31 protein-coding genes are annotated in these 22,354 nt (G+C 71.5%); 21 read left to right on the top strand and 10 right to left on the bottom strand.

The window, feature by feature from the left end:
• The first annotated feature begins 159 nt into the window (after nucleotides 1-159).
• From ACR5MH_RS01255 to ACR5MH_RS01245, 3 genes are all read left to right on the top strand, one after another.
• Complete coding sequence (locus tag ACR5MH_RS01255; protein WP_431349282.1) at nucleotides 160-1,293, top strand: NYN domain-containing protein; 1,134 nt, start codon at nucleotides 160-162, stop codon at nucleotides 1,291-1,293.
• Complete coding sequence (locus ACR5MH_RS01250; protein WP_431349281.1) at nucleotides 1,290-1,757, top strand: hypothetical protein; 468 nt, start codon at nucleotides 1,290-1,292, stop codon at nucleotides 1,755-1,757. Before ACR5MH_RS01255 ends, ACR5MH_RS01250 begins: the two co-directional genes overlap by 4 nt.
• A gap of 141 nt (nucleotides 1,758-1,898) precedes the next feature.
• Complete coding sequence (locus ACR5MH_RS01245; protein WP_433862191.1) at nucleotides 1,899-2,744, top strand: NADP-dependent oxidoreductase; 846 nt, start codon at nucleotides 1,899-1,901, stop codon at nucleotides 2,742-2,744.
• Between the two features lie 56 nt (nucleotides 2,745-2,800).
• Here ACR5MH_RS01245 and ACR5MH_RS01240 read toward each other — a convergent pair whose 3' ends face one another.
• Nucleotides 2,801-4,198, bottom strand: coding sequence for a glutamate decarboxylase (locus ACR5MH_RS01240; protein WP_433862690.1), 1,398 nt, complete (start codon nucleotides 4,196-4,198; stop codon nucleotides 2,801-2,803).
• A 133-nt stretch (nucleotides 4,199-4,331) separates the two neighbouring features.
• Between ACR5MH_RS01240 and ACR5MH_RS01235 the strand changes: the two genes are divergently transcribed.
• Complete coding sequence (locus ACR5MH_RS01235; protein WP_433862190.1) at nucleotides 4,332-4,901, top strand: hypothetical protein; 570 nt, start codon at nucleotides 4,332-4,334, stop codon at nucleotides 4,899-4,901.
• On the opposite strand, the gene ACR5MH_RS01230 is transcribed toward ACR5MH_RS01235, so the two are convergent.
• From ACR5MH_RS01230 to ACR5MH_RS01220, 3 genes are all read right to left on the bottom strand, one after another.
• Complete coding sequence (locus ACR5MH_RS01230) at nucleotides 4,828-5,073, bottom strand: hypothetical protein (RefSeq protein WP_433862189.1); 246 nt, start codon at nucleotides 5,071-5,073, stop codon at nucleotides 4,828-4,830. The two genes, ACR5MH_RS01235 and ACR5MH_RS01230, sit on opposite strands and share 74 nt — an antisense overlap.
• A 69-nt stretch (nucleotides 5,074-5,142) precedes the next feature.
• Nucleotides 5,143-5,460 (bottom strand): hypothetical protein, encoded by a 318-nt coding sequence (locus ACR5MH_RS01225; protein WP_433862188.1) that lies wholly within the window; start codon nucleotides 5,458-5,460, stop codon nucleotides 5,143-5,145.
• Between the two features lies 1 nt (nucleotide 5,461).
• Complete coding sequence (locus tag ACR5MH_RS01220) at nucleotides 5,462-5,827, bottom strand: hypothetical protein (protein WP_431349276.1); 366 nt, start codon at nucleotides 5,825-5,827, stop codon at nucleotides 5,462-5,464.
• Nucleotides 5,828-6,232: 405 nt separating this feature from the next.
• Between ACR5MH_RS01220 and ACR5MH_RS01215 the strand changes: the two genes are divergently transcribed.
• The 4 genes from ACR5MH_RS01215 to ACR5MH_RS01200 all read left to right on the top strand — a co-directional run bounded on the left by ACR5MH_RS01215 (nucleotide 6,233) and on the right by ACR5MH_RS01200 (nucleotide 8,461).
• Complete coding sequence (locus ACR5MH_RS01215) at nucleotides 6,233-6,892, top strand: MFS transporter (RefSeq protein ID WP_431349275.1); 660 nt, start codon at nucleotides 6,233-6,235, stop codon at nucleotides 6,890-6,892.
• Nucleotides 6,844-7,647 carry an MFS transporter gene (locus tag ACR5MH_RS01210; RefSeq protein ID WP_431349274.1) on the top strand — a complete coding sequence of 268 codons (804 nt, stop codon included), beginning with the start codon at nucleotides 6,844-6,846 and terminating at the stop codon, nucleotides 7,645-7,647. Before ACR5MH_RS01215 ends, ACR5MH_RS01210 begins: the two co-directional genes overlap by 49 nt.
• A 131-nt stretch (nucleotides 7,648-7,778) precedes the next feature.
• Nucleotides 7,779-8,210, top strand: coding sequence for an MgtC/SapB family protein (locus ACR5MH_RS01205; RefSeq protein ID WP_431349273.1), 432 nt, complete (start codon nucleotides 7,779-7,781; stop codon nucleotides 8,208-8,210).
• A gap of 26 nt (nucleotides 8,211-8,236) precedes the next feature.
• Nucleotides 8,237-8,461, top strand: a complete 225-nt coding sequence (locus tag ACR5MH_RS01200) for a hypothetical protein (RefSeq protein ID WP_431349272.1) — start codon at nucleotides 8,237-8,239, stop codon at nucleotides 8,459-8,461.
• Here ACR5MH_RS01200 and ACR5MH_RS01195 read toward each other — a convergent pair.
• The gene (locus tag ACR5MH_RS01195; protein ID WP_433862186.1) at nucleotides 8,458-9,135 is read right to left on the bottom strand and encodes a helix-turn-helix transcriptional regulator; all 678 of its coding nucleotides are present in this window, start codon (nucleotides 9,133-9,135) and stop codon (nucleotides 8,458-8,460) included. The two genes, ACR5MH_RS01200 and ACR5MH_RS01195, sit on opposite strands and share 4 nt — an antisense overlap.
• 116 nt (nucleotides 9,136-9,251) lie before the next feature.
• On the opposite strand from ACR5MH_RS01195, the gene folE reads away from it, so the two are divergent.
• Both folE and tal read left to right on the top strand, forming a co-directional pair.
• Nucleotides 9,252-9,890, top strand: coding sequence for a GTP cyclohydrolase I (gene folE, locus ACR5MH_RS01190; RefSeq protein ID WP_431349269.1), 639 nt, complete (start codon nucleotides 9,252-9,254; stop codon nucleotides 9,888-9,890).
• On the top strand, nucleotides 9,887-10,975 hold the full coding sequence (tal, locus tag ACR5MH_RS01185) for a transaldolase (RefSeq protein ID WP_431349268.1): 1,089 nt from the start codon (nucleotides 9,887-9,889) through the stop codon (nucleotides 10,973-10,975). Before folE ends, tal begins: the two co-directional genes overlap by 4 nt.
• Before the next feature lie 93 nt (nucleotides 10,976-11,068).
• Here tal and ACR5MH_RS01180 read toward each other — a convergent pair whose 3' ends face one another.
• Nucleotides 11,069-11,335, bottom strand: a complete 267-nt coding sequence (locus ACR5MH_RS01180) for a hypothetical protein (RefSeq protein WP_431349267.1) — start codon at nucleotides 11,333-11,335, stop codon at nucleotides 11,069-11,071.
• A gap of 169 nt (nucleotides 11,336-11,504) precedes the next feature.
• On the opposite strand from ACR5MH_RS01180, the gene ACR5MH_RS01175 reads away from it, so the two are divergent.
• Nucleotides 11,505-11,999, top strand: coding sequence for a MarR family winged helix-turn-helix transcriptional regulator (locus ACR5MH_RS01175; protein WP_431349266.1), 495 nt, complete (start codon nucleotides 11,505-11,507; stop codon nucleotides 11,997-11,999).
• A gap of 36 nt (nucleotides 12,000-12,035) precedes the next feature.
• On the opposite strand, the gene ACR5MH_RS01170 is transcribed toward ACR5MH_RS01175, so the two are convergent.
• Both ACR5MH_RS01170 and ACR5MH_RS01165 read right to left on the bottom strand, forming a co-directional pair.
• Entirely contained in the window at nucleotides 12,036-12,842 is an 807-nt protein-coding gene (locus tag ACR5MH_RS01170) for a flavin reductase (RefSeq protein WP_431349265.1), read from the bottom strand.
• Entirely contained in the window at nucleotides 12,829-13,887 is a 1,059-nt protein-coding gene (locus ACR5MH_RS01165) for an NAD(P)H-dependent flavin oxidoreductase (protein ID WP_431349264.1), read from the bottom strand. Before ACR5MH_RS01165 ends, ACR5MH_RS01170 begins: the two co-directional genes overlap by 14 nt.
• A gap of 168 nt (nucleotides 13,888-14,055) precedes the next feature.
• Here ACR5MH_RS01165 and ACR5MH_RS01160 point away from each other — a divergent pair, with 168 nt between their 5' ends.
• The 6 genes from ACR5MH_RS01160 (at nucleotide 14,056) to ACR5MH_RS01135 (ending at nucleotide 18,288) form a co-directional block, all read left to right on the top strand.
• Nucleotides 14,056-15,105, top strand: a complete 1,050-nt coding sequence (locus ACR5MH_RS01160) for an MIP/aquaporin family protein (protein WP_433862185.1) — start codon at nucleotides 14,056-14,058, stop codon at nucleotides 15,103-15,105.
• Between the two features lie 10 nt (nucleotides 15,106-15,115).
• Nucleotides 15,116-15,790, top strand: coding sequence for an alpha/beta hydrolase family protein (locus ACR5MH_RS01155; protein ID WP_431349261.1), 675 nt, complete (start codon nucleotides 15,116-15,118; stop codon nucleotides 15,788-15,790).
• Between the two features lie 180 nt (nucleotides 15,791-15,970).
• Nucleotides 15,971-16,300 carry a PadR family transcriptional regulator gene (locus ACR5MH_RS01150; RefSeq protein WP_185276928.1) on the top strand — a complete coding sequence of 110 codons (330 nt, stop codon included), beginning with the start codon at nucleotides 15,971-15,973 and terminating at the stop codon, nucleotides 16,298-16,300.
• A 1-nt stretch (nucleotide 16,301) separates the two neighbouring features.
• Nucleotides 16,302-16,676, top strand: coding sequence for a DUF1048 domain-containing protein (locus ACR5MH_RS01145; protein ID WP_431349260.1), 375 nt, complete (start codon nucleotides 16,302-16,304; stop codon nucleotides 16,674-16,676).
• Nucleotides 16,673-17,512 (top strand): ABC transporter ATP-binding protein, encoded by an 840-nt coding sequence (locus ACR5MH_RS01140; protein WP_431349259.1) that lies wholly within the window; start codon nucleotides 16,673-16,675, stop codon nucleotides 17,510-17,512. The genes ACR5MH_RS01145 and ACR5MH_RS01140 overlap by 4 nt, the downstream gene beginning before the upstream one ends.
• Nucleotides 17,512-18,288 carry an ABC transporter permease gene (locus tag ACR5MH_RS01135; RefSeq protein WP_431349258.1) on the top strand — a complete coding sequence of 259 codons (777 nt, stop codon included), beginning with the start codon at nucleotides 17,512-17,514 and terminating at the stop codon, nucleotides 18,286-18,288. The genes ACR5MH_RS01140 and ACR5MH_RS01135 overlap by 1 nt, the downstream gene beginning before the upstream one ends.
• A gap of 78 nt (nucleotides 18,289-18,366) precedes the next feature.
• Here ACR5MH_RS01135 and ACR5MH_RS01130 read toward each other — a convergent pair whose 3' ends face one another.
• Complete coding sequence (locus tag ACR5MH_RS01130) at nucleotides 18,367-18,933, bottom strand: GNAT family N-acetyltransferase (protein WP_433862184.1); 567 nt, start codon at nucleotides 18,931-18,933, stop codon at nucleotides 18,367-18,369.
• Nucleotides 18,934-19,013: 80 nt separating this feature from the next.
• Between ACR5MH_RS01130 and ACR5MH_RS01125 the strand changes: the two genes are divergently transcribed.
• Complete coding sequence (locus tag ACR5MH_RS01125; RefSeq protein WP_431349255.1) at nucleotides 19,014-19,556, top strand: DapH/DapD/GlmU-related protein; 543 nt, start codon at nucleotides 19,014-19,016, stop codon at nucleotides 19,554-19,556.
• Nucleotides 19,557-19,620: 64 nt separating this feature from the next.
• Nucleotides 19,621-20,226 carry a hypothetical protein gene (locus ACR5MH_RS01120; RefSeq protein ID WP_433862183.1) on the top strand — a complete coding sequence of 202 codons (606 nt, stop codon included), beginning with the start codon at nucleotides 19,621-19,623 and terminating at the stop codon, nucleotides 20,224-20,226.
• A 167-nt stretch (nucleotides 20,227-20,393) separates the two neighbouring features.
• Here ACR5MH_RS01120 and ACR5MH_RS01115 read toward each other — a convergent pair whose 3' ends face one another.
• Nucleotides 20,394-20,945, bottom strand: a complete 552-nt coding sequence (locus ACR5MH_RS01115) for an LON peptidase substrate-binding domain-containing protein (protein WP_431349253.1) — start codon at nucleotides 20,943-20,945, stop codon at nucleotides 20,394-20,396.
• Between the two features lie 50 nt (nucleotides 20,946-20,995).
• Between ACR5MH_RS01115 and ACR5MH_RS01110 the strand changes: the two genes are divergently transcribed.
• A complete protein-coding gene (locus ACR5MH_RS01110; RefSeq protein WP_431349252.1) occupies nucleotides 20,996-21,493 on the top strand; it encodes a DUF427 domain-containing protein in 498 nt (165 codons plus the stop codon).
• Between the two features lie 198 nt (nucleotides 21,494-21,691).
• Nucleotides 21,692-22,315 carry a L,D-transpeptidase gene (locus ACR5MH_RS01105; RefSeq protein WP_433862182.1) on the top strand — a complete coding sequence of 208 codons (624 nt, stop codon included), beginning with the start codon at nucleotides 21,692-21,694 and terminating at the stop codon, nucleotides 22,313-22,315.
• Nucleotides 22,316-22,354 lie beyond the last annotated feature (39 nt).

Below are 22,354 nucleotides of genomic sequence, written 5' to 3'. Positions count from 1 at the left end.
CGCCGCCTGATCCGCTGCGCCGCCTGACACGCTGCTCCGCGACACGAGGGGACGCGACACGCCGCTACGCCTACGGGATAGCGGCGTGTCGCGTCCCCTCTTGCCGCCTGCGCGGGATGGGGCCGGACCGTCGGCCCTTCCGCGGGATATCGTGGCAGCATGAGTGAACCTGGGGACGGCCGCGTCGCGGTCTACATCGACTTCGACAACATCGTCATCTCGCGTTACGACCAGGTCCACGGCCGCGGTTCGTTCATGCGCGACCGGCAGAAGTCCGGCACGCAGCCGAAGCCGGCCTTCGTCGCGAAGCTCGCGGAGGCGCGCGTCGACCTCGGCGCGGTCATCGACTTCGCGTCCTCCTTCGGCACGCTGGTGCTCACCCGCGCGTACGCCGACTGGTCCGCCGCCGTGAACGCCGAGTACCGCGGGCAGCTCGTCGGCCGCGCCGTCGACCTGGTTCAGCTCTTCCCCGCCGCGGCCTACGCGAAGAACGGCGCGGACATCCGCCTGGCGGTCGACGCCGTGGAGGACCTGTTCCGGCTTCCCGAGCTCACCCACGTCGTCATCGTGGCGGGCGACTCCGACTACATTCCCCTGGCCCAGCGGATCAAGCGCCTCGGCCGGTACGTGATCGGCATCGGTGTCGCGGGCTCGACAGCACGTTCGCTCGCAGCCGCGTGCGACGAGTTCGTCAGCTACGACGACCTCCCGGGCATCGCCCGCGACGAGGCCGCGGAGACCGACGCCGCCGTCGCTGAGACGGCCGGCGGCGATACCGGAACGACCCCGGAGGCCTCGCCCGCAGGCAGCTCCCGCGGCCGTTCGGCCCGCGCCGCCTCCACCTCCATCGCCGCCGAGGCCGAGGCCGAGGCCGAGGCCGAGGCCGTCGCTGGCGGCGACGTCGCCGCCGTCGACCAGCCGGCGGAGCCCGCCAAGCGTCCCGCCCGCAAGCGCAAGGCCGCGACCCCCGAGGAGGAGCCCGAGGAGGAGACCGCCGAAGACCCCCAGGTCGTCGCCACCCGTCTCCTCGCCCGCGCGATGCAGCTCGGCCACGAGAAGGACGACAGCGAGTGGCTGCACTCCTCGTCGGTGAAGGGCCAGATGAAACGCATGGATCCGTCGTTCAGCGAGAAGGCCCTCGGCTACCGATCGTTCAGCGACTTCATCAAGTCCCGCAACTACCTGGTGGAGCTCGACGACAGCTCCACCGCGCAGGTGCTCCGGCTCGCCCCCGCCCGGTCGCGGCGGGTCCGGCACAGCGGTAAGGCGTCCGACACAGTTTCGGCGTCATGAGCCCCGGCGACGCGGGCCGGCCGGGCGATGCGGGCCGCGGCGCCGGCCGTGCGAGCAACGCCGACCGCCCCGGCGTCGTGACCGCCGTCGCCATCCTCTGCTGGCTGGTGGGAACAGTCGAGCTGATCCTCAGCGTGCTGCTCATCATCCTCGCGGCGATCCGTGGTGTCCTCCCCGCCGGCCAGACCGGGGAGATCCTGGTCTCCACGATCGGCTACCTGATCGTCGCGATCGCCTACATCGCGGTCGGGTTCGGCGTCTTCCGCGGGGCCGATCTCGCGCGCGTGATCGTGCTCCTCGCGAGCGTGGTGCACCTCGGCGTCGGCCTGTACACGGCACTCACCACGCAGCCGGTCGCCGGGATCCTCTCGATGGGACTCGCGGTCGCGATCGCGCTGCCGCTGTGGGTCGGCCGCGGCGCGACCTGGTTCGGCCACGGCCGCACGGGCACACCTGCGGCCTGATCGCGCACGCTTACCGAGCCTCCGCCCAGACTGACCGAGTTGACTGGGCGGCATGGCACGAGTGTGGTTGGCAGAGCAGTGGGGTTCCCCCGACACCTGGACGTTCGCGGAGCGGAGGCTCCCCGTCCGGGACCGGGCGAGGTGACCATCCGGGTGCGCGCCGCGGGCGTCAATCCGGCGGACTACAAGCACGTCGCCGGGCCCCGTCCGGGTCTCGACCTCCCGGTCCCGATCGGCTACGAGGTGGCGGGCGAGCTGGTGGAGCTCGGCCCGGGCACCGAGTTGGCCTCGGGCGGCGGCGCACCCGGTGACGCGGTCGTGGCGTTCCGCATCCAGGGCGGGTACGCGACCGAGGTCACGGTCCCGGCGGCCGACGTCTTCGCCAAGCCGGCGGCGCTCTCCGACGAGGAGGCCGCCAACCTGCTGCTGGCCGGTGCCACGGCGGCGCAGATGATCGACGTCACGCACGTGGGCGCCGGGGACACCGTCCTGGTGCACGGCGCGTCCGGAGCGGTCGGCGTGAGCGTGCTGCAGCAGGCCGCCGAGCTCGGCGTGCACGTCATCGGCACCGCCGGCGAGGGCAGCTTCGCCCGGGTGCGGCGGTTCGGCGGCACTCCCGTCGCCTACGGCCCCGGGCTCGCCGACCGCGTCCGGGAGGCCGCGCAGGGCCCGATCGCCGCCGCGCTCGACACTGTCGGCACCGACGAGGCGGTGGACGTCTCCCTCGAGCTGGTGGAGGACCGGGACCGCATCGTCACGATCGTCGCTTCCGGGCGCGCTGAGACGGACGGCTTCCACGCGATCTTCGGCGCGCAGCCCGAGAGCGCCGCCTTCCGCGACGCCGTGCGGCCGAAACTGCTGGCGCTCGCGGCGGAGGGGCGGCTGCAGGTGCCGATCGCGCGCACGTATCCGCTCGCAGAGGCTCCGGAGGCGCTGCGGTTCCTCGCCGAGGGACACCCGGGAGGGAAGATCGCGCTGCTGCCGTGACACGCGAGCCTCGGTCGCAGGCTCCGACCCTCGGTCGCAGGCTCCCGCTCCACAACTCAGTGGTGGAACGCCACCCGGTCCGGCCCCGGCATCGGCGCCTTCAGCTCGTCGAGCTCCTGGACGCCCGTGCGGATCGCGTCCACCAGCCCGCCCGCGAGGTCGCGACTGAGCCCGTTGCGGACCACCGCGCGCTGCACGGTCACGTCGGTGAGCGCCTGCGGCATCGGGTAGGCGGGCACCAGCCAGCCGCGCGTCCGCAGCCGCATCGACAGGTCGTAGAGCGTCCAGGGCGCGTCATGGTCGGCCTTCACCTGCCACGCCGCGACCGGGATGTCGCTGCCGTCCGTCCAGATGTCGAAGCGTCCCAGCGCCCGCACCTCGTCGGCCAGGTACCGCGCGACGTCCCGTGAGGCCCTCTGCACGCGTTTGTAGCCGTCGAACCCGAGGCGCAGGAACTGGTAGTACTGCAGCAGCACCTGGGCGCCCGGGCGGGAGAAGTTGATCCCGAACGTCGGCATCTCACCGCCCAGGTAGCTCACCTTGAAGATCAGCTCCTCCGGCAGCAGGTCGGCCTCCCGCCAGACCACCCAGCCGATCCCGGGATACACCAGCCCGTACTTGTGCCCGGACGTGTTGATGGAGGCGACCCGCTCCAGCCGGAAGTCCCAGATGATGTCGGGCTGGATGAACGGCGCGACCATCGCCCCGGACGCGCCGTCGACGTGGATGGGGATGTCCAGGCCGGTCTTCTTCTGGATCGCGTCGAGCGCGTCGCTGATGGCCTGCACCGGCTCGTACATCCCGGTGTAGGTGACGCCCATGATCGCGACGACGCCGATCGTGTTCTCGTCCACGTACCGGTCGAGCCCGTCGCTGTCCAGCGTCTTGTGGTCCAGCGAGATGGGCACGAACCGCGGCTCGACCTCGAAGTAGTTGCAGAACTTCTCCCAGCACACCTGCACGGCGGCGCTCATCACGAGGTTGGGCTTCTCGGTGGACTGCCCGGCCGCGCGCCGCCGCTGCTGCCAGCGCCGCTTGAGCGCGAGGCCGCCCAGCATGCACGCCTCCGACGACCCGATGGTGGAGGTCCCGATCGACCGCGAGGGGTCCGGCGCGTTCCACAGCCCGGCGAGCATCCGCCAGCACCGCGTCTCGATGGCGGCGGTCTGCGGGTACTCGTCCTTGTCGACGATGTTCTTGTCGACCGCCTCCGAGTACAGCCGCCCGGCCTGATCCTCCATCCAGGTGCCGACGAAAGTGGCGAGGTTGAGCCGCGCGTTCCCGTCGAGCATCGCCTCGTCGTGCACCACCTGAAAGGCGGTGTCGGGCAGCGACTCCCCGTCCGGGAGCGTGAACCGCGCGAACTCGGTCGCCTCCCCGGGCCGGGAAAAGACGGGATTCAGACCGACGGGCTCCAGGGGGACTCGTAACCGTGGCGCATGGGGCGAGCCTATGCCAGACGAGAGGGATGACGCAGGGTCGGGATGACGCAGGGTCGGGATGACGCAGGGCCGGGATGACGCGGGGCCGGCGGCTGATAGTTTCGCCGAAAGGAGACGCGGGGTCTCTCAGATCGGGGGTGGCGCCATGTCAGCCGGGACCGCGAGACGCTTCGCCGCTGCGGCCGCTGTGCTCGCCCCGACCGCCGTCGCCCTCTGCTTCCGCATCGCCTGGAGCTCCGACCTCCCGGAGACGATCGGAACGCACTGGTCGTCGGGTGGCCCCGCCGACCGCGCAACGCCGACCCACGACTTCTTCGCCGCGACGTTCGCCACCTCCGCGATCGCCGCACTCCTCGGCGCGACCGCGGCCCTGCTCACTCGCCTTCACCCGCTCGCCCGGCGCCTCGTCCTCCTCGCGACAGGCAGCGTCTCGGCGATCGCCGCGACGCAGTGGCTGGTGTCGACCGGGCTGACCATCCACGCCGGCGACCCCTACCAGGCCGTCCTCGGTGCGTGGATCCTCATCCCCTTCGGCGCCTTCGCCTACGGCGTCCCCCACTGCTGCTGGCCCCGCCGCCCCGCCCGGCGCGCACCTCCGCCTGACGCTCACGGCCCGGCCGCAAGCGCTCAACACCGGTCGCCTATTCGACCTGCAGCTGCGTGCGCGCGGGCGACGGGCAGATCAGGAACGCGTGACCGTGGTCGCGTTCGATGACGTGCTGGTCGATCCGGCTGCCGCACAGCGGGCACGTCGCGGCTTCCGTCCTCGGTTCCTCCTGGCCGTAGGGGCCGAGCGGAGGCGGACCGAGGACCGGGAGCAGCTTGGCGTCCAGCCATTCGGCCGCTCGCTCGGCGCGAGTGCCGAGCCGGCCCTCCACCTTGTCCATGCTTCGATGGTAGGCCGGTCGAGGGCGTACGTGACTGCCTCGCAGCGGGTGCCCAGCAGCCCTACAGCGCTAGACGGGCCCCCCGCCCTCCACGCTGTCCTCCGGCATGATCACCATGCCGCCGGTTCGCTGGCTCGTCTGCAGGAGCGCCTCCATCCAGCGCTCGTTGAGCGCGGGCGGACGGGAGCCGTTGAAGACGAACGCCAGGGGGATCTCGCGGCTGATCCAGAGGCTCATCCGGCCGCCGCCCTGCTCGACCGGGACCTCCCAGTTCAGCAGGAAGCTCTCGTGGCGGCGCAGCTTGGTGACCAGTGCGATCTTGACGTGCGAGAGCGTCCTGTCGTCGAACTCGTACTCGCGGCCCGCGCCGTAGACCAGTTTGCCCATCTCAGTCGGCCTGCTTCTTGGCGCGCGACGCGCGGTAGCTGCCCGCGGGGACTTCCTGGCGGATCTCCGCGCGCAGCGCGTCGTCCAGCATCAAGCCGCTGTTGCCGTTCGCCTTCTCGGTGAGGATGGCCAGCCACTCCCGGTTGAGTTCGGGGAGGGTGGGGTGGGTGAACGCGAACTGGAGGCTGATCGACGGGTCCAGCCAGATCGAGCGGAGCGTCGGCTCGGCGGCGCCTGTGCGGTCCGCCCAGATGAGCAGGAAGCCCTCCCGCCGGCGCAGCTTCGTGGCGATCACCGCCTGCAGGTGAGCGAGCACCCGGTCATCGAAGGTGAAGCCGTCGGCCCCGTCGTAGATCAGTGTTCCCATGGGTGTCCTCTCCGGCGTGTCCCGCCGATCTCACTTTCGCCGTCCGCCCGCGCGTCGTCAAGGTGTCGGCCCGGCGCGGCGTACCGTCTGGTCATGGACGCTCTCACGCGAACCATCAAAGCGGCGCTCCTCTACGAGGACGGCCACACCCTGGACAGTGTCGTGGTCGTGCCCCTGATCGGGGGTGTCCACCGGGCGAGATCCGAGTCGCCACTCTCTTCGCCGGCGCCCTCGCCTACGACGTCTACGAGCTGGACGACGACGAGGAGTTCTCGTCCATGCCCGCCTACCCCTACCGTTCGACGATCCCGCTGACCACGGCCGACCTCGACGGCTGACGGGCAGCCGATGCGGGAGGCCGCCCCGGGCGCGGGAGGCCATGCCCGCGCCGCGTAGGGTGGTCGGGTGACCGACGCACCGCCCGACAACACGCGCACGGGCTGGGCGGTGGCCTCCCTCAGCCTCGGCACCCTGCTCAACCCGCTGAACTCGTCGATGATCGCGGTGGCGCTCGTGCCGTTGCAGCGCGACTTCCAGGTGAGCGTCACGACGGTGACCTGGGTGATCACGTCCTTCTACCTGGCCTCCGCCGCCGGGCAGCCGCTGATGGGGCGGTTCGCCGACCGGTTCGGCCCGCGGCGGCTGTTCCTGTTCGGGATGCTCGTGGTCGTGCTGGCGTGCGCACTCACTCCCTTCTCGTCGTCGTTAGCCGCCGTCTGCGCCGGCCGGGTCGCGCTCGCGGTCGGGACCGCGACGGCCTTCCCGTCGGCGATCGCGATGCTCCGGACGGTCTCGGCGCACACACGCGTGGGGACGCCGCGGCTGCTCGGCCGCATCCAGATCGCCAACACCTCGGGGGCCGCGATCGGCCCCGTGCTGGGCGGCGCTCTGATCACGTTCCTCGGCTGGCAGGCGATCTTCTGGATCAACGTGCCGCTCGCCGTACTGGCCTTCCTCGGCGTGCGGTTCTTCGCCCCCGGGATGCAGCGCGCGAGCGCGTACCGCTGCGCCGGGTCGTGGCGGAGTCCGACGTTCCCGGCATCCTGCTCTTCATCGCGACGCTGACCGCGCTGCTGGTGTTCCTGCTCGACCTCCGGCCGCAGCCGCTCTGGTGGCTGCTGCCGCTGGTGCCGATCGCCGGCGCGCTCTTCGTCCGGCGCGAGCTGCGCACGGCGCACCCGTTCCTCGACCTGCGGCTGCTCGGCGCGAACCACCGGCTGCTGATGGTCTACCTGTGCTTCGCGGTGTTCAACACGGTCTACTACTCGGCGTTCTTCGGCCTCCCCCAGTACCTGCAGGAGCACGGCGGCTACTCGGCGGGCGCGACCGGGCTGCTGATGTTCCCGCTGGCGGCGGTGACGATCGCGGTCACCCCTCTGGCCGCGCGAGCGATCGAGGGCGTCGGGCTTCGGCCCACGCTGCTCACCGGGGCCGCGGCGCTGATCGGAGGGGCGGTGCTGCTCGGGTTCGCCGCCGCGACGACTGCACCGTGGGTGGTGCTGCTGATCACGGCGGCGCTCGGCATCCCGTACTGCGTGGTGAGCATCGGGATGAACCAGGCGCTTTACGCCGCCGCCCGACCGCAGGACGCGGGCGTGGCGGCGGGCATCTTCCAGACCTCGCGCTACGTGGGCGCGATCGTGGCGACGACGGTGCTCGGGCTGCTGTTCAGCACGGGGACCACCCCGGCGAGCTGGCTGGCGGCGGTCGGGGTGGCGAGCGCCCTGGCGGTGGTGCACCTGTGCCTGCTGGTGTTCGTGCGGCGGCGGTCCCAGCCGGGCGGGGCGCCAGGGGGTGCCACGGAGGCCGCGCCCTCCTAGACTCCGCCCATGAGCGGGAGGGCCACTGAACGGGAGCGCTCTGGGCGGCGGGAGCGCTCTGGGTCGCGGGAGCGCCCTGGGCCTCGGGAGCGCCCTGGGCCTCGGGAGCGCCCGGTGACCGGGAGCGCAGCATGAGCGGCTGGCTGCCCACAGGAGAGCTCGTTCCCCAGCTCGTCGCGCTGCTGCTCGCGTTCGTGCTGTCGGCGGTGATCGGCGTGGAGCGCGAACGCCAGTTCAAGAGCGCCGGGCTGCGCACTCACATCCTGGTGGGACTCGGGTCCGCGCTGTTCACGCTGGTGTCGGCCTTCGGCTTCACTGCGTTCGGCCTCCCCGCGACCGACCCGTCGCGGATCGCCGCGCAGATCGTGACCGGCATCGGGTTCGTCGGCGCCGGCGTGATCTTCGTGAACCGCGGCAACGTGGTCGGACTCACCACGGCGGCGTCCATCTGGATGACGGCGGCCGTCGGCATGGCGTGCGGCGCCGGGCTCCCCTGCTCGCGCTCGCCGGGACGGCCCTCCACCTCCTCGCGGTCGGCTCGCTTCCGACCGCCGAACGGCTGATCCGGCAGCGCGGGGAGAGCCGTCTCGTGGTGCGCGTCGACCCGTCCGGCGCGCCGCTCGGCGTCGTGATGGACCGGCTGACCGCGGACGGCATGCAGATGCGCGTGGACGACCTCCGTCGCCTCCCCGACCGGGACCTCGAGCTCGCCGTGCACATCCGCGGGACGCAGAAGGAGGCCGACCTCCTCCTCACCGAACTCGGCCGGATCGACGGGGTGGTGAGTGTGAAGGCCGGGCGCGTGAAGGGTTAGTCCGCCTGCTCGCCCGGCTGCTCGCCGTGCGCCGCCCCGACCCGCACGCAGCATCCGCCGGCCAGCGGCTCCAGCCACGCCTCCCGCCCGTCGCTCGCCCCGGCGCTCAGCGCGGACACGAACGCGGCGTTGGCGGAACAGATCACGTCGGTGTGGCGGCTCGACAGCCGGTGGAACGGACAGTTGGCGAGCACGTAGCCGCCCGCGCCGTCGTCCCTGGGGTCGTAGCCGAGCCCGTCGAGGCTGTCGGCCACCGGGCGCGAGGCGTCGCTGCGCGCCGTGCCGTGCTCGGCGGCGACGGCCAGCAGGCATTCACGGACGGGGCGGCCGGTGCTGTCCGAGCGTTCGACAGCGCCGGCGAGCAGTTCTCCGGCGAGGTCGTAGCGTCGCGGCGGCACGGAGGCGACGATCTCCTCGTGCGCGAGCGAGTAGAACTTCGCGGGCCGCCCGGAACCGGGGCCGCGCTTCTCGCCGCGGTGCCGGAACTCGGCGATCAGCACACCGGCGTCCACGAGCTTCTCCAGGTGGAATGCCGCCGTCGCGCGCGTCAGCCCGGTGCGCTCGGCCAGCTCGTCGCGGCCGAGGGGACTCCCCTCCGCGGTCAGGATGCGGACCAGTTCGCGGCGCGCGGGCTCCGCGAGCGCCGCTACGGCCGCCACGTCGTCGTCGGTCATGCGGCCCATCCTATCTCTAAAAAAGCAATTGTTGACAAAAGAATTGCGCCGACGTACTCTCGCCCCAGGAGCGACCCAGGGCCGCCCCGGAAGCACCCAGGCACGATGGAGGCACGATGACGCTGACCACAGAATCCCACGAGGACGAGGCTGCCCTCCGCTCGGTCGCCGACATCCTCCCCGAGCCGCTGGCCGGGCCGTGGCGCGGCGCCATCGACCGCCCGCGCGCGGAGGCCGCGATCGCCGAGCTCCTGCACGCCCTCGGCCGCGACACGACCGACCCGCAGCTCGCCGACACACCCCGCCGCGTCGCCGCCGCCTTCGCCGAACTGCTCGACGCCCCCGCACTGCGGCCGACGACGTTCCCCAACGACGAGGGCTACGACGACCTCGTGCTGGTGCGCGACATCCCGTTCACCTCGCTCTGCGCGCATCACCTGCTGCCCTTCCGCGGCGTCGCGCACGTCGGCTACCTCCCCGGCGACCGGCTGCTGGGGCTCTCCAAGCTGGCGCGCGCCGTCGAGCACTTCTCCCGCGACCTGCAGTTGCAGGAGCGGCTGACCGTGCAGATCGCCGACTACCTGGACGACGAACTGGAGCCGCGCGGCGTCGGCGTCGTCCTGGAGGCCGAGCATCTGTGCATGGCGGTCCGCGGCGTCCGCGCGCCGGGCGCGACGACCCGCACCTCCCGCTTCACCGGTGAGCTCGCCGGGATCGGCCCTCGGCGCTTCCTGGAGGGACGGGCCGAAGGATGACCGCGACCGACGACCTCCGCCGCGCAGGGGTGAGCATCTGGCTGGACGATCTCTCCCGCGGCGACCTCGTCTCAGGCAGGCTCGCGGAACTGATCCGCGAGCGCGACGTGACCGGCGTCACGACGAACCCGACCATCTTCGCGAAGGCGGTGGAGGACGAGCCTGACGCCTACGCCGGGCGGCTCGCCGAGCTGCGCGCGTCCGGCGCCGAACCACGGCAGGCCGCGCTCACACTGATCGGGGGCGACGTGCGGGAGGCGTGCGACGTCCTCCGCCCGGTGTTCGACGCCTCCGGCGGCGCGGACGGGTTCGTATCGATCGAGGTCACCCCGGAGGCCGCCCACGACACGGAAGCGACGCTTGCCGAGGTCCGGGAGTTGCGCGGACTCGTGGACCGTCCGAACGTCCTCGTCAAGATCCCCTCCACGGACGCGGGAGTGCGCGCACTGGAGGAGGCGACGGCTGAGGGCGCCTCCATCAACATGACGCTGCTGTTCGGGCTGGAGCGCTACGACCAGGTGATGGCCGCCTACCGCGCCGGCCTCGCCCGGGCTTCTGCCGCGGGGATCGCATTGGACGGCATCCGATCGGTCGCGTCGTTCTTCGTCTCGCGGGTGGACGTGGAGGTCGACAAGCGCCTGACCGCGATCGGCGGGCCGGCGGCGGACGGGCTCCGTGGCCTCGCCGCGGTCGCCAACGCGCGCTTGGCCTACTCCGCGTTCGAGGAGTCGCTGGCGCGGCCGGAGTGGCAGGCGCTCGCGGCAAGGGGCGCCCATCCGCAGCGGCCGCTGTGGGCATCCACCGGGGTGAAGGACCCGACGATGCGCGACACCCGCTACCTCGAAGAGCTGGTCGCCCCGGGGGTCGTGGACACGATCCCGGCGAAGACGCTGGAAGCCCTGTACGACCACGGCGTCGTCCGTCCGGACACGATCCGCGGCGGCTACGCCGAGTCGCGGGCGATCCTGGATGACCTGGAGGGGGCAGGCGTGCGCCTCGCGGACGTCACCGCGGAGCTCGAACGGGCCGGGGTCGACGCGTTCGGCGCCTCCTGGGCGCGTCTGGTCGCGGCGGTCGCGGGGTGAGTCGGCCTGAGCGGAACCGAGACAGGCGAGGCCTGCGGCATCCGTGGTGACGGAGCGTCCCGTGGAAGGTGGCGGGGCGCTCCGCCGTGAGGGCTAGCCCTCCTCGTCGGGTGCAGCGGCCTCCTCGGCCTCCTCGTGCTGCGCCTTCGGATAGTTCCCACTCCTCTGGTGGGTGCTGCGCACGAGGGGCGACTTGCCCTCCCGCTCGGAGCCCACGTAGGCTCCGACGACCTCGGTGTCGGGGCCGAGGTGCCCCTCACCTTCGGTGTACTGACCGTGAACGACGCGTTCTTCGGCTGTCTCGGGCTCGGCCTGGGTGTACCGGCCTTCGACCACGTCGCGGTCCTTCGCTTCGATCATGACGATCGCCTCCTTGGTTGCGACAGCGCAATTATCCCGCGATCGCAACCCCAGCGGTAGTGGTCGGGCAGCACTCGGAGGGTGTTCGCACGTGCGGCTCAGGACACGCACGGACGCGTCCGGGCGCCCACTGATGCGCGAGCGACTGGATGCACGGTAGAACTGGAGGGTGGACCACGAAGAACAGCACGCGGACGACGTCGACGCCGCCCTCCAGGCGGCCGACGTGATGATGCGGGTCGCCGCCCGCTCGGTCTCCGAAGTCGAGGACATCGTCACGTCGCCACAGCTCCGCGTGCTCGTGATGGTCGCCACCCGTGGACCGCAGACCCTCGGCGGCGTGGCCGCCGAGCTCGGCGTGCACGCCTCCAACGCCACCCGCACCTGCGAGAAGCTCGTGCGGCTGGGACTGGTCGAGCGGACGGAGGATCCGGACGACCGCCGCTTCGTCCGTGTGACCCTCACGTCGGAGGGCCGAGCGCTCGTCGAGCGCGTGATCGGCCATCGGCGTTCGGCGCTCGCCGAGGTGCTCGCGGAGATGGAGCCGGGCGAGCGGAACGCGGCGGCGGCGTCGTTCCGGGCGTTCGCGAACGCGGCGGGCGACCTCCCGAACGCGGACGGCCGGTTCACGCTGCTGCTCCCCGGGGCCGCGGCCGGCATCTAGCGGATCGCTCCGCCGGCCGATCACCCTGTTACCCGATCACTCCGGCGGGTCGGCGTCGCAGCGCGGGCACGGGCCGTCGCCGTCGCGCATCGCCCCGCACTCGGGGCAGACGGAGGCGAGCCAGCAGGCGGAGTCGCCGCCGACCTCCCACAGCTCCCAGGCGTCCACGTCGAAGGCGGACGCAGGCTCGGATCCGCCCGACTCCGTCTCCGCCTCGGCCGGAACCGTCGCGGCCGGAGCACTCCCGCGCGGCCCCAGCGGCTCCCCGATCCCGAAGTAGTGCCGGAAGCTGTACACGATCGGCTGCCACGCGAGTGGGTCGATGTGGTCGCCGTCCGCGACGATCCGATGGTCGGCGTGCACGCGCACGACCTCCGCCTCGGCGATCGCGTACTCCCCCGTGACCCCCGGCGTGATGCGGCGCACCTCCGCTTCGAGCTGGAGCAGGCACTCGGCGACACGCGGCGGGCCGACCAGGTCGGACGCCTGCGGCGTGAGGCCGGCGGCGGCGAACTTGTCGGCGCGGTGCGTGTAGCGTCCCGCCTTCGCCGCAGGGACCTCCGGGCGTCCGGTGAGGTCGGCGATGCGCTCCACCGCGGACCAGAGCGGCGGCGACGGGAAGCTCACGGTCACCTGCGGCCGCTCCTCGAGGTTCGCGAGCGTCTGCCCCTCGGTCTCGAGACCGAGTGCGAGCATCCGGCCGAGCGCCCAATACGACGATGCGGGCGCGAGGTTCGGGGTGCCGTCGTCGTTCAGCGAGGCGAGCAGGATGACCGGGGTGCCCGCGTAGAGGATGGGCGGGCTCACGACGCGGTGCGTGCGGGGCGGGTCAGCGCGCGTCATCCGGCACCCCCGCCGCGAGCTCGGCGAAGACGTCCGCGGCGTCGTCGAACCGGGAGAGCCCGGCGCTCTGCCCCATCCACAGCGACAGCAGCTCGGGCTGCCCCGCGGTCGACGCGGCACGACGGAACACGCCGGTGAGGATGTTCTGCAGCGGGAACGTCGCCCCGGCCCCACTGCTCTCGATCGCCCGGACGGCGAGGTTCGGGAGGCCGCGCGCGAGCCGGCCGCTCATTGCCCGGGTCAGCACCGTGTCGCCGGCGAGCGCCGCACGGATCCGCTCGCGGTGGATGGCGGGAGCCGCGGACTGCGCCGTCGCCAGGAAGACCGTCCCGGCCTGGACGCCGGACGCCCCCAGCGCGAACGCCGCCGCGACGCCGCGCCGGTCGGCGATGCCGCCGGCCGCGATCACGGGCACACTCACCGCGTCCACCACCTGCGGGATCAGCGAGAGGCCGCCGACGAGGCTGCGCTCGGGCTCCAGCAGGAACGACGGCCGGTGCCCGGCGGCCTCGGCGCCGGACGCGACGATCGCGTCGACGCCTCCGGCCTCCAGCGCGCGCGCCTCGGCGACCGTCGTCGCCGCGCCCATCACGAGGATGCCGCGCGTGTGGGCCTCCTCGACCACGGCGGGCGACGGGACGCCGAAGACGAAGCTCAGCGCGGCGGGGCGGGCGTCGAGCGCGGCCTCCAGCTGTTCGTCGAAGTCGGGCAGCGGCGCGACCGGCCACTCGGGAGGCCGCACGCCGGCCTGCGCGAAGAGCTCGGCCATCCCGCCGACGGCCCGGTCGAACTCCGCGCGGTCGAGCGCGGCGTGTTCGCCGGCCTCCCGGTGCGGCAGCCACAGGTTGAGCGCCACGGGACGGTCGGTGGCCTTCTGCAGTTCGGCGGCGACCGAGCGGATGCGCGCGCCGTCGTAGCCGTACAGCCCGTACGAGCCGAGGCCTCCCGCCTCGCTCACGGCCGCCGTCAGGGCGACGGACGACAGGCCGCCGAACGGGCCGAGGACGATCGGCGTGTCGATCCCCAGTGTGGTGCTCAGACTCATCCGCAGGACTCCAGCCTCAGAAGCGATGACGCCGCGAAATACAATTGCGTAATCGCAACTGTCGGCGTAACACTGATTATATCGGCGCACGATCCTCACCGGATGGGACCGCGGAGCGCCGGGACGCGCGCGTGCGCGCCCAGTGGATTTTCGTGCGGAGGTGCGGAAATGAGCGATGACACGATCCCCGTCCTGGTACGCGGATGGGGCCTCAAACGACGCGGAGGACTGTGGGGCGAATGCCTCGCCGAGTTCCTCGGGACGTTCGTCCTGATCGCGTTCGGCGACGGAGTGGTGGCGATGGCGGTCGCCGCACTCCCCGGGTCGGGCCGCACCGAGGGCCCGACGACCTTCTTCCTCGGCACAGGAGACTGGCTCCTGATCACCTGGGGCTGGGCGATGGCCGTCGTCTTCGGCGTCTACGTCGCCGGCGGCGTGAGCGGCGCGCACCTCAACCCCGCGGTGACGCTGGCCTTCGCGGTGCGGCGCGGCTTCGCGTGGGTCAAAGTGATCCCCTACATGGTGTCGCAACTCCTGGGCGCGTTCGTCGGCGCCGCGCTCGTGCTCGGGGTCTACGCGGCCGCGATCGGCGCGTTCGACACGGCGAGCAAGGGACCGAAGGTGAACGGCCACACGCTGGCCTCGTTCTCGATCTTCGCGACCTTCCCCGCCCCCTACTACAACGGCAACATGTGGGGACCGTTGTTCGACCAGGTCGTCGGGACGATGTTCCTGATCCTGCTGATCGCCGCCGTGATCGACCTGCGCAACACCGCGGTCCAGTCGAACCTCGGCCCGCTGATCGTCGGCTTCGCGGTCGCGGCCATCGGGATGTCGTACGGCGCTAACGCAGGCTACGCCATCAACCCGGCCCGTGACCTCGGGCCGCGGCTGCTCGCGTGGATCGCCGGGTGGGGGAACCTGGCGGTGCCCGGCAACGGTCCGTGGTTCAGCGGCTACATGTGGGTGCCGATCCTCGGGCCGCTGATCGGCGGGGTGATCGGCGTGCTCGTGTACGACCTGTTCATCGGGGACATCCTGCACGCGCGGCTGGCGAAGGCCGGGGGCCCCGGGGCCGGCCGGGTGCCGGACCCCGCCGTCGCGGAGGCGGCCGCCGAGGCCGCGGAGGCGGCTGCCGTGCGACCGCCGGGACCGGACACCCCGGAAACGGACGCGGCCGTCGGTTCGAGGATGCGGCGGGGGCGCGACACCCGCTAGCGTTCGAGGCGTGGATGTGGACGTTCCGACCGCCGCCGGGCCCGGCCGGCTGGTCGTCGCGCCCGCGGAGCGTCCCCGCGCGCTGCTCTGGCTCGGCCACGGAGCGGGCGGCGGCATCGGCGCCGCCGACCTGACCGCGCTCGCGTCCGAACTGCCGGCCCTCGGCGTCACTGTCGCGCGCTACGAGCAGCCGTGGCGGGTCGCCGGGAAGAAGGTCGCCTCCCGTCCGGCCGCGCTCGACGCCGCCTGGCTGGAGACCGCCCCTGTGGTCGCGGAGCTCGCCGGGGGCCTCCCCGTGATCGTCGGCGGTCGCAGTGCCGGGGCGCGGGTCGCCTGCCGCACGGCCGATACGACCGGCGCCGCCGCGGTCGTGTGCCTGGCCTTCCCGCTCCATCCGCCCGGCCGTCCCGAGGCCTCGCGTCTGGATGAGCTGCTCACCCCGTCGGTCCCCGTACTGGTGCTGCAGGGCGACCGCGACACGTTCGGCGGCGCGGAGTCGCTGCGCGCCGAGCTGGCGGCCGCGCCCGGCGACCATGCGAACGTGCGGATCGCGCCCGTCGCGGGCGCCGACCACGGGATGAAGACGCTGAAGGCCTCCCCGCTCACCGCGCACGACGTGCGCGAGCTGGTGGTGTCCGCCACGGCGGGCTTCGTCGACGAGGTGGTGAGCTCCGCGGGGCGGTGAGCCCGCGCAGGAGTTCTGCTCCGAATCTCCTTCCCGACGGCATTGGGAAGGAGATTCTGCCTGTGTCGTCGCCATTTCTCCTGCGTAAAGAAATCGCTATTCAGTGTTGCTATCTACCAGTACTCGGCGTTACTATCTAGTGGTAGTCAACAGCACTGAGTAGTTGGAAAGGGGTGTCACGTGGGCAAGCAGACGACCGAGATGCTCAAGGGCACGCTCGAGGGCATCGTCCTCGCCATCCTGTCGGGCCGGGCCGCGTACGGCTACGAGATCACCTCGTGGCTGCGCGACCAGGGCTTCGAAGACATCGCCGAAGGCACCGTCTACGCCCTGCTCGTCAGGGTGGAGCAGCGGGGCCTCGTGGATGTCGAGAAAGTCCCGTCGGAGAAGGGGCCGCCCCGCAAGGTGTACTCGCTCAACGCGGCGGGACGCGAATACCTGGACGAGTTCTGGAGGACGTGGAGCTTCCTCGCAGAACGACTGGAACAGCTCCGAGACGGAGGAAACTGAAATGGCGCCGAAGTGGATCGAGCTGGTCACCGGATCGCTCGAGCAGAAGAAGCAGTACCGGCAGATCAAGAGCCGGCTGGACGCCCTCCCGGAGCCGTACAACGGCGTCGCGAAGGCGCTCAACCGCTACCTCATGTACAACGGCGGGATCGTCGACGGCGACACCATCCTCACGATGATGACCGACTTCGTCGAGCTCTGGGAGCGCGCGGCGGCCGACGACACCCCGGTCCGCGACATCGTCGGGGACGACCCGGTCGAGTTCGCCGAGGCCTTCGCCGCGGCCTACGTCGGCACCCGCTGGATCGACAAGGAGCGCGCCCGCCTCACCGAGGCCGTCGACGCGGCCGAACGCGAGCAGGAGAAGGAGTCATGAGCACGACCACCACGACCGGCCCCGCCATCCAGGTGCGCGGCCTCGAGAAGTCCTACAAAGACCTGCACGTGCTCCGCGGCGTCGACTTCGACGTCCAGCGCGGCAGCATCTTCGCCCTCCTCGGCTCGAACGGGGCCGGGAAGACCACTGCGGTGAAGATCCTCTCCACTCTGCTGCAGGCCGACAAGGGAACCGCGACGGTGAACGGGTTCGACGTGGCCCGCAAGCCGGACGACGTGCGCGACTCGATCAGCCTCACGGGCCAGTTCGCGGCGGTGGACGAGATCCTGAGCGGCCGGGAGAACCTCATCCTGGTCGCCCGGCTCCGCCACCTCAAGAACCCGGGAGGGATCGCGGACGAACTGCTGGCGCGCTTCGCGCTCACCGACGCGGGCGGCCGCAAGGTCGGCACGTACTCGGGCGGCATGCGCCGCCGGCTGGACATCGCGATGAGCCTCATCGGCCAGCCGCCGGTGGTGTTCCTCGACGAGCCGACCACCGGCCTCGACCCGCAGGCCCGCATCGAGGTGTGGGAGACCGTCAAGCGCCTCGCCGGCCGCGGCACGACCGTGCTGCTCACCACGCAGTACCTGGACGAGGCCGAGCAGCTCGCCGACCGCATCGCGATCCTCCACGAGGGCCGCATCATCGCGAACGGCACGCTCGCCGAGCTCAAGCAGCTCCTCCCGCCGGCGAAGGTCGAGTACGTGGAGAAGCAGCCCAGCCTGGAGGACGTGTTCCTCGCCATCGTCGGGCCGTCTGCCTCCGCCGCCGCCCCGGCCTCCCCCTCCACCGGATCCGCGGCCGCCGACACGCAGCCGTCGAAGGAGTCCTGATGTCCACCGCGAACTTCGTCGCAGACACCACCGTCCTCACCGGGCGGTCCATGAAGCACATCACGCGCAGCCTGGACACGATCATCACGGTCACCATCGTGCCGATCGCCCTCATGCTGCTGTTCGTGTTCGTGCTCGGCGGGGCCATCAACACCGGCCCCGACTCGGGCTCGTACGTGAACTACCTGCTCCCCGGGATCATGCTGATCACGATCGCGTCCGGCATCTCGTACACCTCGTACCGGCTGTTCATGGACCTCCAGGGCGGCATCTTCGAGCGCTTCCAGTCCATGCCGATCGCCCGGTCGAGCGTGCTCTGGGCCCACGTGCTCACCTCGCTGGTCGCCAACATGATCTCGGTCGTCCTGGTGGTCCTGGTCGCACTGCTGATCGGCTTCCGCACCGGGGCGAGCGTTCTCGCCTGGCTCGGGATCGCCGGCATCCTCGTGCTGTTCACCCTGGCGCTGACCTGGGTGGCCGTCATCGCCGGACTGTCGGCGAAGAGCGTGGACGGCGCGGGCGCGTTCGCCTACCCGCTGATCTTCCTCCCGTTCATCAGCTCGGCGTTCGTCCCCACGAACACGATGCCGGCCCCGGTCGCCTGGTTCGCCGAGCACCAGCCGGTGACGCCGATCGTGGACACGATCCGGGCGCTGTTCGCGCAGCAGCCGGTCACCGGGGACATCTGGATCGCCCTCGCCTGGTGCGTCGGCATCCTGGTCGTCGCCTACGGTTTCGCCGCCGCGATCTACCGGCGGCGGATCAGCCGGGGGTGAGTCCTCCGCCGTCGCCCCCGGCCCGCACGGCCGCCGGCCCCCTTCGGGTCGGCGGCCGTCGTGCGTGTCGGCCCTCGCTCAGCCGAGCTCCCGCCGCATCACCCACCGCACCGAGCCGCCCGAGTGCGCGTCCGTCTCCCGCAGCCGCGTGAACCCGTGCTTCTCGAACAGCTCGACGGTCCCGACGTAGCCGCTGATCACATCCACCCGCTCGCCGCGCGTCTCGACCGGGTAGCCCTCCAGCAGCCGCGCCCCCGACGCCCGCGCGTGCTCCACCGCCCCGTCGAGGAGGTCGTGCATCAGCCCGCGCTTGCGGAACCCGCCGCGCACCACGAAGCAGACGATCGACCACGGGTCGAGCTCCTCGTCGAGGTGCGGGATGGTGCGCGAGTTCATCAGCCGCCGGTACGTGGACTTGGGCGCCACCGAGCACCAGCCCGCGACCTCCCGGTCGGCGTAGACCAGCACGCCCGGCCCCGGCTCGGTGGAGCACTCGTGGTGCATGTAGTCGATCCGTTCCGGCATCGGCAGGCGCGCATCCCGGTACGACATGCACACGCAGCCGCCGGCGCCGGCCGTGCGCGGCACCATGAACGTGGCGAAATCGTCCCAGCGGCCCGTCGCCGGGAGCACCTGGATGGCCATGCGGGCATGGTACCGTCCCGTGCCGACATCGCGGGCGTGTCCGGCCGGGCGCGCGCCGGACGCGGAGGGAGGATCGTGGGGTGCCGAGCGACCTCCTGATGCGCATCCACTCGCCCGAGTTCCAGGCCATGTCGGAGCGCGTCCTGCGCGCCACCGAACTGACCTCCCGGCTGAACGTCCTGCCGTTCGACGACGAGGCGGGCAAGGCGGCGCTGCTCTCGGAGATCCTGGGCGGCCCGCTGCCGGAGCGGGTGACGATCTACCCGCCGTTCTTCACCGACCACGGCCTGAACCTGGAGCTCTCGGAGCGGGTGTTCATCAACCAGAACTGCACCTTCCTGGATTACGCAGGCATCCGCCTGGCACCCCGCGTCCTGGTCGCGCCGCGGGTCACCTTCATCACGGTCGGCCACCCCGTCGACGTGGAGGACCGCCGGGTCTGGCTGACGGGAGGCCCGATCGACGTCGCCGAGAACGTGTGGATCGGCGCGGGGGCGACCATCCTCCCCGGCGTCAGCATCGGCCGGGACGCGGTGATCGCGGCGGGGGCGATCGTCGCGGAGGACGTGCCGGCGGGGACGCTGGTCGCGGGGCCGAAGGCGGCGGTGCTGCGGGAGTTCTGAGCGCCGCGCTTTTCGGGCGCCTGCCTATCCCCGCGGGCCTTCCGGCGGCGTAGGGTGCGGCACCATGAACAGCATCCCTTCCTCCCCCGGCGGCACGGCCCGCCGCCCCGACCGCGCCGAACTCGCCGACTTCGCCGACCGCCTCCGCGGCCAGCTCGGCGGCCTCCCCGGCTTCGGCCAGTACCCCGGCACGATCGCCGCCCTCGACGCCGGCCACCTCGCCCGCACCCTCGGCACGGGCGCCGACCTCACCCTCGCCTCGGCGGTCGCGACCGGCGACGTCCTGTTCGCGCCGGACCTGAACCCGGCGTTCTTCTACTCATGGGACGTGCACCCCGGCCAACCGGCGGACTGGTTCCGCGTCTCGGTGCGTTTCACGCCCGCCGACTTCGGGATCACCGCGACGCGGTCGTACGACCTCGCCTGGGCGGTGGCGCCCTTCTTCCTCGACCTGGGGGCGGTGCTGACGGTGGAAGCGTCCGCGAACGCAGGGGTCGTGGCGCAGACGTGGACGCTGGACGCGCCGCAGGCCCGCTCACTGCACGTCGGGGTGGGGCCGATCGCGCCCGACGAGACCGTGCACGTCGACCTGGTGCGCGGAAGCACGAACGGGAGCTGGATCTGGCTGCACACGGTGATCGGGAATCCGCCGCTGACGACGGAGCCGTAGCGGGCGGGCGCCCGGAGGCGCCCGGGGAAAGGAGACGCTGCGAGAATTTCCTTCCGAACGGTGTTCGGAAGGAAATCTGAGCCGTCTCCTGCTCAGATTTCCTGCGGGAGTTGGCAGTGGCGGTCAGCTGCCGTACTCGGCGGACCAGAGCTCCTCGGCTTCGAGGGTCAGATCGATCGTCTGACGCAGGAGACCCCCATCGATGTCGACCTCAACAGGGTGTACCTGTCGTACTCTCCCAGCGGGGCGATCGCCGCCAGCTGCCACACGGCTGCGACGGGATCGTCCGACAGTTCGGTGCCGGCATCCGACTGCGGCTCCGCGACGCGGGCGATCACGCGTCGGACAACCGCTTCGGCCTCGGCCCGTAGTGGTGCGAGCGCCTCGGACCACTCCAGATCCGGCAGCATCGCCAGCTCGGCCCGAGGATACGGGTCGTCGTCGACCCAGCGCTCGACCGTGAACCGCCGGGTCCCCACGCCGACGATGAGCAGGTCCTGGGTGCCCGCGGCGGCGCTCACAAGACGCGCCATGGTCCCGACCGAGGAGCGCTGGTCGCCGCCCCCGGCTTCGGGTCCGCGCTCGATGAGGACGACGCCGAACTCGAACCCCGGCTCATCCTCGTCGAGCAATCGCCCGACCATCGTGAGATACCGCGGCTCGAACACCCGCAGCGGGATGGCCACGGAGGGGAACAGCACGGATCCGAGCGGGAACATCGGTGAGGCGGCCATACTCCAGTGAAGCACCGCGGGCATAGAGTGAACAGGTGCCCCGACCGCGCCCCGAGATCCCAGGAACGGGACAGGAGTCTGTGTGGGACTACCCGAGGCCGCCGCGCATCGAGCGCGTCACCGCGCCTGTCACGATCCGTCTGGGCGGGCAGCTCATCGTCGAAACCCGAGACGTCGTCCGCGTGCTCGAGACCAGCCATCCGCCGGTGTACTACCTCCCGATCGCGGACTTCGCGACCGGCGCGCTGGTCGACGCCGACGGTTCGTCGTTCTGCGAATTCAAGGGCACCGCACGATATCTCGACGTGCGCGGCGGAGGCGAGGTGCGATCCGCTTGCGCGTGGAACTACCCGCATCCGTCGCCCGGGTTCGAGCCGCTCCGAGACCGCGTCGCCGTCTACGCGCAGCAGATGGACGAGTGCACGGTCGACGGCGAGGTCGTCACGCCGCAGCCCGGAGGCTTCTACGGCGGCTGGATCACGAGTGCGGTCGTCGGGCCCTTCAAGGGGTCGCCCGGGTCACAGGGCTGGTGAACGCCGGGGATACCTACAGGTTGAACCGGAACCACCACGTAACGTTGGCGAAAAGCACAAGAGAGACGCTCCGTGAACCGGGCGAGGAGGGTCGTTCTGCGCGCCGCGCAGGGCCGGAGAACTTCTCAATCACTTGACGTCGCGCACCGACGGGTTAGATTCTTGAGGGTACGCATGAGCTCTGGCGAGGACAACCACATGAAATTCACGATCAACCTGCGACGAGGTGCAACCATCGCTGGAGCGATCTCCCTCCTCGCCGTCCTGGTTGGGTGCAGCGCCGCGGCGCCCACCCCGAGACCGACCCCGAAACATACAGCGGCTCCGGTGGCTGCCGCCCCGACCCCGGTCGCGGTCTCCATCGCCCTCCCAGCGCAGCCACCTGCCCCGGCGGTCTCCCCGGCATGCGCCGGAAATCAGCCCGGAGTCAAGCACATCATCGTCAGCATCAGCGCGCAGCACCTGTATGCGTGTGATGGGCAAGCCCTGTACACGGACGGGCCTGTCACTACCGGCGCATCGGCAATCGCGAACGTGGACGACTCGACTCCGATCGGCAACTTCCATATCCGGGACAAGGCTCAGAACACGGTGCTCTCCGGAGGCGACGTGAACGGCGCTTGGAACGACCCGGTCCAGTATTGGATGCCCTTCACCGCCGGAGGCTGCGGCTTCCACGACGCGTCATGGCAGACATTCCCCCTCGGCAGCCCGCTCTACACGACCCAGGGCTCCCATTGTTGCGTCCACGTCGCGCTCGACGTGGTCTCAACGGTGTTCTATTGGGCACCCGTCGGCACCCCCGTCACCGTCGAAAACTAAGAGCTGCAACTCCCGAAGCGGCCGTCGGCGCCCGGAGTC

This window comes from Streptomyces sp. L7 (genome assembly GCF_050990935.1).
Taxonomy (GTDB): domain Bacteria; phylum Actinomycetota; class Actinomycetes; order Actinomycetales; family Microbacteriaceae; genus Leifsonia.
Note: the sequence above shows the minus strand (reverse complement) of the source record. Positions and strands in the feature narration are given on the sequence as shown.